The sequence below is a fragment of the Gilliamella apicola genome, assembly GCF_003202915.1.
GTDB classification, from domain to species: Bacteria; Pseudomonadota; Gammaproteobacteria; order Enterobacterales; family Orbaceae; genus Gilliamella; species Gilliamella apicola_Q.
Genome location: NZ_QGLP01000004.1, coordinates 259,022 through 272,120 on the forward strand (window position 1 = coordinate 259,022; position 13,099 = coordinate 272,120).

The 13,099-nt window shown below is 33.6% G+C and carries 13 protein-coding genes; 10 read left to right on the top strand and 3 right to left on the bottom strand.

Features of this window, described 5'->3' with window-relative positions; genetic code table 11:
• Positions 1-564 (bottom strand): anthranilate synthase component II, encoded by a 564-nt coding sequence (locus DKK79_RS02720; RefSeq protein ID WP_110422735.1) that lies wholly within the window; start codon positions 562-564, stop codon positions 1-3.
• A 312-nt stretch (positions 565-876) separates the two neighbouring features.
• Here DKK79_RS02720 and manD point away from each other — a divergent pair, with 312 nt between their 5' ends.
• From manD to yccX, 6 genes are all read left to right on the top strand, one after another.
• A complete protein-coding gene (gene manD, locus DKK79_RS02725; protein WP_110422736.1) occupies positions 877-2,091 on the top strand; it encodes a D-mannonate dehydratase ManD in 1,215 nt (404 codons plus the stop codon).
• Positions 2,092-2,267: 176 nt separating this feature from the next.
• Complete coding sequence (uxaC, locus tag DKK79_RS02730; protein WP_110422737.1) at positions 2,268-3,671, top strand: glucuronate isomerase; 1,404 nt, start codon at positions 2,268-2,270, stop codon at positions 3,669-3,671.
• A gap of 77 nt (positions 3,672-3,748) precedes the next feature.
• Positions 3,749-5,260, top strand: a complete 1,512-nt coding sequence (locus DKK79_RS02735; RefSeq protein WP_110422738.1) for an MFS transporter — start codon at positions 3,749-3,751, stop codon at positions 5,258-5,260.
• Positions 5,261-5,277: 17 nt separating this feature from the next.
• Positions 5,278-6,759 (top strand): mannitol dehydrogenase family protein, encoded by a 1,482-nt coding sequence (locus DKK79_RS02740; protein WP_110422739.1) that lies wholly within the window; start codon positions 5,278-5,280, stop codon positions 6,757-6,759.
• A gap of 183 nt (positions 6,760-6,942) precedes the next feature.
• Positions 6,943-7,626: a GntR family transcriptional regulator gene (locus DKK79_RS02745; protein ID WP_034884238.1), complete on the top strand. Its 684-nt coding sequence runs from the start codon at positions 6,943-6,945 to the stop codon at positions 7,624-7,626.
• An 82-nt stretch (positions 7,627-7,708) separates the two neighbouring features.
• A complete protein-coding gene (gene yccX, locus DKK79_RS02750) occupies positions 7,709-7,987 on the top strand; it encodes an acylphosphatase (RefSeq protein WP_034884239.1) in 279 nt (92 codons plus the stop codon).
• A 106-nt stretch (positions 7,988-8,093) separates the two neighbouring features.
• On the opposite strand, the gene DKK79_RS02755 is transcribed toward yccX, so the two are convergent.
• On the bottom strand, positions 8,094-8,687 hold the full coding sequence (locus DKK79_RS02755; RefSeq protein WP_110422740.1) for a CHAP domain-containing protein: 594 nt from the start codon (positions 8,685-8,687) through the stop codon (positions 8,094-8,096).
• A gap of 321 nt (positions 8,688-9,008) precedes the next feature.
• Here DKK79_RS02755 and lptC point away from each other — a divergent pair, with 321 nt between their 5' ends.
• From lptC to DKK79_RS02775, 4 genes are read left to right on the top strand one after another with little or no spacing between them, the layout of a single operon-like run.
• The gene (lptC, locus tag DKK79_RS02760; protein ID WP_110422741.1) at positions 9,009-9,575 is read left to right on the top strand and encodes an LPS export ABC transporter periplasmic protein LptC; all 567 of its coding nucleotides are present in this window, start codon (positions 9,009-9,011) and stop codon (positions 9,573-9,575) included.
• A gap of 4 nt (positions 9,576-9,579) precedes the next feature.
• Positions 9,580-10,134: a lipopolysaccharide transport periplasmic protein LptA gene (gene lptA, locus DKK79_RS02765; RefSeq protein WP_110422742.1), complete on the top strand. Its 555-nt coding sequence runs from the start codon at positions 9,580-9,582 to the stop codon at positions 10,132-10,134.
• 1 nt (position 10,135) lies between these two features.
• Positions 10,136-10,861: an LPS export ABC transporter ATP-binding protein gene (gene lptB, locus DKK79_RS02770; protein WP_034884243.1), complete on the top strand. Its 726-nt coding sequence runs from the start codon at positions 10,136-10,138 to the stop codon at positions 10,859-10,861.
• Positions 10,862-10,867: 6 nt separating this feature from the next.
• Positions 10,868-12,283: an RNA polymerase factor sigma-54 gene (locus DKK79_RS02775; protein WP_110423296.1), complete on the top strand. Its 1,416-nt coding sequence runs from the start codon at positions 10,868-10,870 to the stop codon at positions 12,281-12,283.
• A 38-nt stretch (positions 12,284-12,321) separates the two neighbouring features.
• Here the strand turns inward: DKK79_RS02775 and DKK79_RS02780 are convergent, their stop codons facing one another.
• Positions 12,322-13,086 carry a class I SAM-dependent methyltransferase gene (locus DKK79_RS02780; RefSeq protein ID WP_110422743.1) on the bottom strand — a complete coding sequence of 255 codons (765 nt, stop codon included), beginning with the start codon at positions 13,084-13,086 and terminating at the stop codon, positions 12,322-12,324.
• Between the last annotated feature and the right edge of the window lie 13 nt (positions 13,087-13,099).

Sequence of the window (13,099 nt, forward strand, 5' to 3'; positions counted from 1 at the left end):
CTACTCGCTAACAAAATTGCTAATCATTTTTAAACCAAACTCTGTTTTAATTGCTTCAGGATGGAATTGCACTGATTCAATCGGAAGTGTCATATGACGCAATCCCATAATTAATCCTTGCTTATTTGTCGCGGTGACTATTAATGGTGATTGCTTTGCTGAATTTTCTACAATTAACGAATGATATCTTACAACCGAAAAAGGATTTTTAATTCCAGCAAATAATCCTTGCTCATCATGAATAATTTCATCAACTTTGCCATGCATTGGTATAGGTGCTTTAACTATTTTGCAGCCAAAATATTGCGCAATCGCTTGATGGCCTAAACAGATCCCTAGTATTGGACAATGCTTCGCAAAGGTTTGAATCGCTGACAACGATATTCCAGCATTTTCTGGCCGGCCTGGGCCCGGAGAAATTACCATTTTAGAGAATGATAATTGCTTTAGTTCATCAATAGATTTTTCATCATTTTTGATGACCATAACATCGGCACCAGCACGGCAAAGGTAGTCATAGATATTAAAAGTAAAAGAATCGTAATTATCAATAAGAAGAATCAAAATTGTACCCAATGCTTAATAAATATAAAAATGTGAAGGTTTTAACCAATGACAGGTGATTCTATTATAAAAAGCGAGGCTATATAAAGTAATTAATTACTAATCAAAAAACTTTCTACGACTAAATTAAACTTTTAAAAATCCCGTATCTAAAAAATTTTTAAAAAAATTGAGGAGCGGGGGTTTTTTATTTCTCATTTCTCATAAATTTAACATTTATGTGATCAATATCACATAAATAACCTAATCTACTTGTATGGTAGTATTGTTCATATTAAAGTTTGTTTGTTAATCATTTTTCAGAGGTATCAAATGAAAATCGTAAAAGCAGAAGTTTTTGTGTGTAGTCCAGGAAGGAACTTTGTCACATTAAAAATCACTACAGATTCAGGTGTATATGGAGTTGGTGATGCGACACTCAATGGACGAGAGTTATCTGTCGCATCATATCTTAAAGATCATCTTTGTCCACAGCTAATCGGTCGAGATGCTAGTCAAATTGAAGATATCTTTCAATATTTTTATAAAGGAGCCTATTGGCGTCGTGGGCCAGTGACCATGTCAGCAATATCTGCAATTGATATGGCGTTATGGGATATCAAAGGTAAAGTAGCCAATATGCCACTTTATCAGCTATTAGGTGGTGCTTCACGTACTGGTGTCATGGTCTATTGCCATACGACAGGTAAAGATATTGAAGAAGCGTTAGATGATTACGCCAAACATAAGGAAATGGGTTTTAAAGCTATTCGTGTTCAGTGTGGAATACCGGGAATGAAGACCACATATGGTCAAAGTAAAGGTAAAAATTTAGCTTATGAACCGGCTACTCGAGGTAATTATCCAGAAGAGCAATTTTGGGCAACCGATAAATACCTTGATTTCACACCAAAATTATTTGAAGCAGTAAGAAATAAATTTGGTTTTAATGAACATCTATTGCATGACATGCACCATCGTTTAACTCCAATTGAAGCTGCGCGTTTTGGTAAAAGTATCGAAGATTATCGTCTATTTTGGATGGAAGACCCAACACCAGCGGAAAATCAAGAGTGCTTCCGTTTAATTCGTCAACATACAGTCACTCCAATTGCGGTCGGTGAAGTATTTAACAGTATTTGGGACTGTAAACAGCTAATTGAAGAACAGCTCATTGATTATATCCGAACCACCATAACTCATGCTGGTGGCATCACACACATGCGTCGAATTGCTGATTTTGCGGCACTTTATCAAGTTAGAACTGGTTCTCATGGCCCATCTGATTTATCTCCAATTTGTCATGCAGCTGCTCTGCATTTTGATATGTGGGTGCCTAACTTTGGGGTACAAGAATTCATGGGTTATTCCGAACAGATGTTAGAAGTTTTCTCACCTAATTGGACCTTTAATGATGGTTATATGCATCCAAGTGACAAACCAGGTTTAGGTATCGATTTTGATGAAAAACTGGCATCAAAATATCCATACAATCCTGCTTATTTGCCAATTGCTCGTTTAGAAGATGGCACTTTGTGGAATTGGTAATTTGACGGAGTTTATATGGAAAATATTGTGACGCGAAGTCAAGTTGATCGCGAACTTCGATTAAATGTAGCGACAATATTTTTCATAAACAGAAATTATCGGGTTTGAGCATATAGATGGATTACTAATTGCATATAAGTTCAACATCGATAAAACACATAATAAGGAAATAATATATGTCTTTTATTCATAAAGATTTTCTTTTAAATAGTAAAGTTGCTCAAAAGCTATACCATGAATTTGCCGAAAATCTTCCTATTATTGATTACCATTGTCATTTAGATCCACGCGAGATTGCTGAAAATAAAAAATTTGATTCGATGTATGAATTATGGCTATCAGGTGATCATTACAAATGGCGAGCAATGAGAGCGGATGGCGTGGATGAAAAACTGATTACAGGTAATGCTTCACCATTAGAAAAATTTAAAGCATGGAGTGGAACAGTTGAAAATACGATAGGTAATCCGTTATTTCATTGGAGTCATCTTGAATTAGCTAAATATTTTGGTATTACAGATACTTTGAATGGTAAAAACTCTGAAGAAATATGGGATAAATGTAACTATATTTTGCAAGAAAAAAATTATACAGCACAAAAATTAATTAACTTATCAAATGTTGATGTAATCTGTACTACTGACTCACCGCTTGATAGTTTGCAATATCATGATGAAATAATTAAACAAAACGACTTTAAAACTAAAGTTTTACCAACGTTTAGACCTGATGAAGCCTTAGACTCTGTTGGCGAAAAGTTTACTAAATTTGTTAGTAATCTTGAAAATCAAACATCAGTTAAGATAAATAATTTTAGTGATTTTTTAAAAGCTATTGAAAATAGAGTTGAATATTTTCATCAAAAAGGTTGTCGACTATCTGACCATGGTTTAATGACTATTCAGTTTGAGGATAGTGATCCTAAAACACAAAATATATTATTCGAAAAAAAAATGAATAATATTACATTAGATGAAACTGAGGAATATCGATATAAATCTGCTGTTCTAATTGCATTAGCTGGTTTTTATAGTAAAAGAAATTGGGCTATGCAGCTTCATTTTGGCGTTATTCGAAATAATAACCAAATCATGTTTAATCAGTTAGGAATAAATACTGGCTTCGACTCCATCTGTGATCAACAAAATCTAGCAATTAATCTAAATAAATTATTCAATAAAATGAATGAATTAAATTCATTACCTAAAACAATTATCTATAATTTAGATCCTAGTGTTAATGATGTGGTTGCTTGTACAATCGCAAATTTCCAAAAATCAGGATTAGTTAAATCTAATATGCAATATGGTGCAGGATGGTGGTTTAGTGATACCAAAAGAGGCATGCTAAGACAACTTACTACTCTTGCTGATCATGGCTTATTAATGAATTTTGTGGGAATGTTAACCGACTCAAGAAGCTTTATCTCTTATACCCGCCATGAATATTTCCGTCGAATATTATGTAATTTAATTGGTCAATGGGTTACTGATGGAGAAATACCAGAAGATTACCAATTGTTAGGTAAGCTTATTACAGGAATTTGCTATAAAAATGCTAAATCTTATTTTGACTTTTAACTACAAAATTAAAGGATGATTTTGAATTTGACCAATAGGTTAAAAAGATTTTGATTATTTAAATTAAGGAATCAAGAATGGATACGAAAATAAATAAAAAAAGGAAAGTAACGCTTCCTATTGCAATTGGTTATGGTTTAACTGATATTATGGGTGGAGGTGCGTTTACCATCATCGGGGCATGGTTACTCTTTTTCTATACCACTTTTGTAGGGTTAACACCTATTGAGGCCGCATCGATTGTGGCAATTGCACGAATTGTTGATGCAATTGTTAGTTTATTTATGGGTAGTTTTACCGATAATTTTTACAAATATAAATTAGGGCAAAAATTTGGAAGAAGACGTTTCTTCTTACTGATTGGTTCTCCTCTTATGTTGCTTTATGTTTTACTTTGGGTAACAGGGATGAATTATTGGTTTTATTTAACGGTATATTTAGTCTTCGAAATCGTTGCAGCTATTGTGTTGATTCCTTGGGAAACATTACCGTCAGAAATGACTAAAGATTATAATGATCGAACCAAATTATCTACAGGTAGAATGTTTTTATCTGCAAGTGGGACTTTCTTAGCCACTTTAGTACCAGGTATTTTAATTCACTATTTTGGCGAAAATAATGCTTACGCTTATTTCATTAATGGGCTTTTCTTTGCTGTTATTTTTGCTGTTTGCGTATTTATTTCATATAAGGTGACGTGGGAGAGAGAACTGACCCCAGAAATGATAAAATATCAAGAACAAGGTGTAACCCAAAAAAGTTTTTCTGAAAAAGTTACTGTTGTTAAACATCTAGTTAAAGATTATTTATCTACATTTAATATTAGAGCTTTCCGTAAACATTTAGCTATCTATTTGTTTTCATTCACTGCAAAAGATATTTTTAATACGGTATTTGTATTCTTTTGTGTCTATTGTTTATGTGTTTCTTCGTCATTTGCTGGTGGATTGTTATCTTTAAGTATTATAGGTTTACCAATAACATTATTGGCTGGTGTTGCAATGGTAAAATATGGTCCGGGAAGACTGTATATATTCTCTTATACAACTATGATCATCTGTATCCTTGGTTTTTACGCTGTATATATAGTCGATCCTTCATCCAAAATTTGGTTGTTATATATTTTGGCTATTTGTTACCAGGCCGGTCGTTGTATTTTAGAATTTACCCCTTGGAATGTTTTTCCGTTTATTCCTGATGTTGATGAAATGCTAACCAGACAACGTCGAGAAGGTTTATATGCGGCGGTTATGACATTTGGTCGCAAAACCACTGTTGCTATTGCCACGTTTATCGTCGGGTTAATTCTACAAAAAGGTGGATTTGTGCAAGGTAGTACTCAACAAAGTGCTGAAGCAATAAATACTATTAGTATTTTATTTGTTGGTGGTACAGTTGGGTTATTATTAATAGCCTTGTTTTATGCATTAACTTTCAAGTTAAATAAGCAGACTCACACAATTTTAGTTGCAGAAATTGAACGTTTAAAAAATAATGGCTCAAAAAGTGATGTTTCAGAAGAAACTCGGAAAGTTGTTGAAAACCTTACTGGTCATAAATATGAAAATTTATGGCGAAAAAATTTATAATGTTATGGTAACGAATAATGAGATTATCAAATCAAACTTTATCACAACTACCTAAAGAGGTAGTTGTTCCAACTTATGATAGAAGCAAAATTAAAACCAAAATTGTTCATCTTGGTTTTGGGGCATTTCATCGTGCTCATCAAGCGGTCTACGCGGATGTATTGGCTGTAGAGCATAATAGCGATTGGGGATATTGTGAAGTTAACTTGATTGGTGGTGAAGCACAAATTCAAGACTTAAAAGAACAAGATTGTTTATTCAGTGTATGTGAAATGTCCTATGATAACTGGAATACTCGTGTTGTAGGAGTAGCAAAAGAAGCATTACATGCAGATATTGATGGAATACAAAAAGTCTTAGATGTGATGACCCGTCCAGAAATTGCGATTGTGTCAATAACGGTAACCGAAAAAGGCTATTGTTATCTGCCATCGACGGCATCAATTGATACTAATAATCCATTAATTAGTCATGATATTGCCAATCCTCATGCGCCTAAATCCGTTCCGGGTGTCATTGTTGAGGCATTACGTTTACGTAAAGAGCAAGGATTAAAACCTTTCACGGTTATGTCTTGTGACAATATGCCTGAAAATGGCCATGTTACTCGTAATGTTGTTTTAGCACTGGCTAAACAGCGAGATCCTAATCTAGCTCAATGGATTGAAGATAATGTGACTTTTCCATCAACGATGGTTGATCGAATTGTACCTGCGGCAACGCCTGAAACGATGGTTAAAATAAAAAAACAACTTGGTGGAATTGATGACCCAGCAGGTATTGCAGGTGAACCATTTAGACAATGGGTGATTGAAGACAATTTTGTGGCTGGTCGTCCTCAATGGCAGAAAGCTGGAGCAGAACTCGTTGGTGATGTTTTGCCTTATGAAGAGATGAAATTACGCATGTTAAATGGTAGCCATTCATTTTTTGCTTATTTAGGTTATTTAGCTGGCTATTTGCATATTGATGAGTGTATGCAGGATCCTAATTATGTTAAAGCAGCAAGACATTTAATGCTAAATGAACAAGCAACGACCTTACGAGTAAAAGATGTTGATTTGTCTGCTTATGCTGATTCATTACTCGATCGTTATCGAAACACAGGTTTAAAACATCGTACATGGCAAATCGCCATGGATGGTACTTTAAAATTGCCACAACGTATGCTTGATTCTATTCGTTATCACTTAGCTGACAATAGCTCATTTGATTGTCTTGCTTTAGGGGTTGCGGCTTGGATGCGTTATGTAAGTGGCGTAGATGACGCCGGTAATTCAATTGATGTAAGCGATCCATCAATTAGCAAAATAAAAGAGCTGGTAGCTAATAGTGCCGATGACGAAAATAGAGTAAAAGCACTATTATCTCTAACTCATGTATTTGGTAATGATTTAGTAAATAATCCGCTTTTCGTTGAAAAAGTTACGACAGCGTATATCTCTTTACGAGATGTCGGTGCTAAAAAGACAGTTGAAAAATTAACTCAACTTTTTTAGAACTATCAATATAATTTACTAGAGTTAATAACCAAGGTGTAATAGCGCTATTTAGCAATTACACCTTTTTATACGCTCTATTGACGTTATTAGATATATAGACTATTTTTTAAAAACACTTTTCTTATATTTAAAAATCACCTACTATTCACATCAATACAATTGATTATACAAGAATAGTATATGTTTAAACTTATCGAATTAAATATTTCAGAGCCCGTTAATCAACAAGTTTATCGTACATTAAGAAGAGCGATTATTACTTGTCAGGTTTTGCCTGGCATTTTACTTTCTGAAAAAGATATTTCTACGCAATTTAATGTATCTCGCCAACCTGTTCGTGAAGCCTTCATTAAATTAGCTGAAGCCGGATTGGTTAAAATTCTTCCGCAACGAGGGACATTTGTAACCAAAATATCGATTAAAAAAGTGATTGATGGTCAGTTTATTCGTGAAGCAGTTGAATGTGCAATTATCAAACGCGCCGCACAAGAAATTAGTGATGCAGATCTGTTATTGCTCGAAAAAAATCTAAAAGAGCAGATTGATGCTAATAAACGCAAAGATATTCGTTATTTTCTAGAAAAAGATGATGAATTCCACCAAATTTTAATGAATATTGTTGATTGTCCGATGGCGTGGGAAACCGTCGAAAATATTAAAGCAATGATGGATAGGGTGAGATATCTAACGTTGGAAGATATTTCTCCCCCCGAAAACTTGGTTAAACAACATGAAAAAATTGTTATTGCACTAAGAAAACATGATCCTGAAATGGCTGCTATAGCACTTCATGAGCATTTATCAACAATTTTAAAGACGATAAAACTAGTCTCTCAGCAACATAATGAGTGGTTTGTTGATTAATTGGCAATCAAGTGATAAAACAGAATAATTAACAATTTTATTTTTTAAATCAAGTATAGTTTATCGATTGAGACTATTTAGTATGATAAAACAAGTTAATATCCAAGTATCAGGCCGCGTTCAAGGTGTAGGTTTTCGTTTTTTTACCTATCAGCAGGCAAATAAATTAGGTTTAGTTGGTACGGTAAAAAATTTGTCTAATGGTGATGTTGAAATTATTGTTCAAGGTGAAGATATTGCGTTAGAGAAAATGTTGCACTGGTTAGAAGAGGGAGGGCCCCGATCAGCAACTATAACTGATATTCGCGTTAATCAAGTCGTCATTGATACTAATTTAACATCTTTCAATATTGGATATTGATCTAAAATTCAAATTAATTTCAGAAAAATTATCATTATGAAATGATGCTATTCAAAGTAGAATTGAACTGGCAGGTTAATATCTATAATAATAGTTAAATGATAGTTTAACGTTTACGCAAATAACCTAACACACGAAAAGAATCGATTTTCCATCCTCCATCCCTAAATATTAATGGAAAGGTCGTGCGACTTCTGGCTGTTGGACCAGGATTTTGTTGGACGATCTCAATTTCATTGTCAGTAACTTTACTGATGATGGCTACATGACCATATTTAGACCAATCAAAAATAATAATATCGTCAACTTGAGGTTTGGTGGGGGATCCATTATGAAACTGAAGTAAATTTCGTTTAGGATTAAGACTTCCATCTGGTATTGAATCATCAAAAAAATCTTTGGCATGACCATAACTGTCAGGCATTTTATGATTAAAACGTTCATAGTAATAACGTTTAATAAATTCAACACATTGATACTTTAGTCCTAAATTATAACCATCTTTTGATACATTCCTACCACTTACATTATTTATTGAACCATTATAATAAACTTTAACGCCATTAAACTCATCAACAACCATGCCAATTTTACTTTCATCAACATCTAAATCAGCATAAACAAAATGACAAAAACCATAACCTAATAATATTAATAAAATAATTATTGAGATAATAATTTTTCTAGAACTTAATAACATTTAGGGGCCCTATTACATATCTTTTTATCATTAATCTGATCAGATGATTTTGATTAAATCTATATCTTAAAAACAAAGAATGCTTTGATCCGTAAAATGTTATATATATTATCAATAAATGTTATCAATTTTATATAAAAAATGAAAATTTATTAGTAAATTATTAATGTTTTCAATTATTATTTTATCGTTACTTAACTTCTTTTAATGTCAGATATTAATTTATTAAAAAATAAAGTAAAATAAGATAATCTTGGGGTAATTAGTAATAAAGGTCCATGTTATTAATGATTAATCTTATTCACGTAATTAACGTAAACTATGAATAAAAAAAATTTAATCTGTATCATTCTGCTTATTTTGATAATTGGTATTTATTACCGTTACCAAATAGACGATAGCGCTTCTATTGCGTCATCAAACACAAATTCGCCTAATACACCTATTTATCAAAGTGATGATATGATAACCAATGTTTATGATTTATCAGGCTATATGGTATATAAGATTGAATCAAACAAAGTAAGACATTTTGATAATACGGAAAATACTGATTTTGATTTACCTAATGTGACACTTTACGATCAGGATCATGCGGCTACTTGGCATATTAAAGCAAAACGCGCGACGTTGACTAATGATAAATTAATCCACCTTTATCAAGATGTCGTGTTAACAAATTTAACCCCGGAATCGCAATTACAACAAGTGTTAACCGATAATGCTGTAGTTGATTTAAAAACACAACTGGTAACGTCTGATGATCCAGTAAAAATTAAAGGAATAGGCTTTTTTTCGACGGGCATCGGTTTAATCGGTGATTTAAGAGAAAAAACGGCAAATATACTTGAGAATATAAAAACCTTTTATAATACTGAGGCGCAATAAAAAAATGAAATTAAAAAAACAAGCAATTTATCTATTGTATTTTTTATTCTGTTTATCATTTGCTTGTTTTGCAGATGAAGTCACTTTGGAATCTTCTTCCTCACCAAAAGACCAGAAGATGTTTGCTAGTGACAAGCCTATTATGATTGATGCTGACAATCAGCAAATTGATATTGAAAAAAATATTATCACCTTCAGTGGTAATGTTCAGATTGTTCAAGAAGGTTTAACAATATGGGCTGATAAAGTTGTTATGACCGATATGCAAGATTCAACAAAACAAAAAATTACCGGATATGGTAACCCTGTAAAATATAAACAGATTATGCCTCAAAATAACAAAATTGTGACAGGGCATTCAACGCAGGTTATCTATGATGTGAAGGATAGCAACATCATATTGCAAGGGGATGCGGAACTAGTTCAGGATGATAATCGCATTAAAAGTTCGCTTATTACTTATGATTTAAAAAGACAACGAATATTTGCACAACCAGGTAGAAATGAACGGGTAAAAACTACTATTATCCCAAATCAAGTTAAAGAGATGAACAAATAATATGTCAATTTTAAAAGCCGAAAACCTCGCTAAAGTTTATAAAAAGCGGCGTGTTGTTGAAGATGTAAGTTTAACAGTCAATTCTGGTGAAATAGTTGGCTTGCTTGGTCCTAATGGTGCGGGTAAAACCACGACTTTTTATATGGTAGTTGGCATAGTCACTTTAAATGCCGGAAAAATCTATCTTGATGATCATGATATTAGTATCTTACCACTACATGAGCGCGCTCAAAAAGGTATTGGTTATTTACCACAAGAAGCCTCGATATTTAGAAAATTATCGGTTATCGATAATATTTTGGCTATATTGGAGACGCGTAAAGATATTGATAAAAATGAAAAATTAAATCGAGCAGAAGAGCTACTAGAAGAATTCCATATTACGCATATACGAAACAATATTGGTCAATCTTTATCAGGTGGTGAAAGACGAAGAGTTGAAATTGCTAGAGCCTTGGCTGCTAATCCAAAATTTATTTTACTCGATGAACCTTTTGCTGGGGTCGATCCGATCTCAGTTATTGATATCAAAAATATCATTAAACATCTACGCGATCGTGGATTAGGCGTACTAATTACCGATCATAATGTCCGTGAAACGCTTGATGTTTGTGAACGCGCCTATATAGTAAATAAAGGACATTTAATTGCTGAAGGTACACCTGATAGTATTTTAAATAATGAATATGTTAAACGCGTTTACTTAGGACATGAATTCAGATTATAGATTATGATAAAACAAGGCTTACAACTGAAGATTTCTCAACAGTTGTCAATGACGCCACAATTGCAACTCGCAATTCGTATGTTGCAATTGTCGACTCTAGAGTTAAGACAAGAAATTCAAACTGCACTTGAAAATAATCCACTATTGGAAATTGCTGATCAATATGATGAAATTAATGTTGAGCAGCAAGATCTTGGCGAAAATATTGATACGCGTGAAGCATTAGATAGTCAAGAAATTCCTGAAGATATCCCTTTAGATGCATCTTTAGATGATATTTACACTGCAGGTACACCATCAGGAACCTATTCAGATTATCGTACTGATGAATTACCCATCTATCAAGGTGAAACACACGAAACCTTACATGACTATTTAAATTGGCAATTGGATTTAACGCCTTTTAGTGATATTGATCGTGCAATTGCGTTATCGATTATTGAAGCAATTGATGATAGAGGTTACCTAACCGTTTCTAGTGAAGAAATTTTAGATGAACAAGGTAATAATGAAATTGAGCTCGACGAAGTTGAAGCTGTATTAAAGCGAATTTGGCATTTTGATCCAATTGGAGTTGGAGCAAGAACTTTACAAGAATGTTTGACTATTCAAATTCAACACTTAACGCCACCAGCGTTAGTCAAAGAGATCATCGATAACTATCTAGATTTATTAGCAAGCCACGATTATAGAACTCTTAAAAAACGGTTAAATGCTTCTGATGAGCAGTTAAAAGAGGCGATTGATTTTATTCAGCATTTACAACCTTATCCTGGTGACTCAGTTAATACTATGCCACCGGATTATGTTATTCCAGACGTTGTGGTTAAAAAAATTGCCGGTAAATGGATAGCGGAATTGAACAGTGATACAGTTCCAACGCTACGCATCAATCAACAATATGCAGCGATGGAAAAGATAAGTAATGAAAGTGACAGCCAATATATTCGCTCAAATTTACAAGAAGCCAATTGGTTTATTAAAAGCGTCGAAAATCGTAATGAGACTTTATTAAAAGTTAGTCAATTTATTGTTGAGCACCAACAAGCTTTTTTTGAAAATGGTGCTGAATATATGAAACCAATGATTTTGTCTGATGTTGCCGAGGCGATTGATATGCATGAGTCGACTATCTCGCGAGTGACAACACAGAAGTATTTACAATGCCCAACTGGCATCTTCGAGTTAAAATTTTTTTTCTCAAGCCATGTTAATACTGAATCTGGTGGAGAAGCCTCGTCCACAGCCATTCGGGCATTAATTAAAAAATATATTTCAGAGGAAGATGCTAAAAAGCCTTTGAGTGATAGCAAATTAGTTTCAATCCTTGAAAATCAAGGTATCATTATTGCTCGGCGAACGGTAGCAAAATATCGTGAGGCATTGTCGATACCACCTTCAAATCAACGAAAACAGCTTTGATATTGGATAGCTGTTTTCGATTCTTTTTTTATTAATTTCTAAATTACTTTTTGCGTTTCAATAATCATCATATCAGAGGTAAAAGAACCATCTGATTGTAATTCGAAGTAAGATTTTGTATCTTGAGATGCACTTATTTGATAAGTCCTTATCGCATCCACTAAATTATTCGGTGTACGCATACGTTTTATCCAACTATCAAAATTCAAGGGTAAACGATGGCGTTGAATCTTATCAATAGTAAATCCAGCTTCGCTTAAAAATGTCAGCCATTCGCCAGGCGTATAGTCGCGTACGTGGGAAGTATCACGTAGTGCTTCAATCGTTTGTAACCAAATATCTAAAACAGGCTGACCAGGAGAAACGACATCCATAATAATTAACTTACCATTTGGTTTGGTAATTCGATGTAATTCACGCAAACTCTTACCTACATCCTGCCAATGATGGGCAGAATACCGACTGACTACAATATCAAAATAGTTATCGTCAAATGGTTGATGCTCAGCATAACCATGCACGGTGCTAATATTTTTTAAGTTACGTTCATCAGCAGTTTGTTCAACCACTGCTAACATTTGCTCCGATAGATCATAGGCTGTGACATGTTTGACCTGTTTTGCTGCAATAAAACTGACATGGCCTGCGCCACACCCCATATCTAAAAATTCAGCATTAGGATAATTAGTTAAAAAACTGGCTAGATATTCAAGATCAGCACCTTGAGCATGAACTTTACTGCTTAAGTAGGCGTTAGCTTGCTGACCGAACTGTTGATTTACTTTATCGTGATGGGTTGTCATTAATTATTCCTAT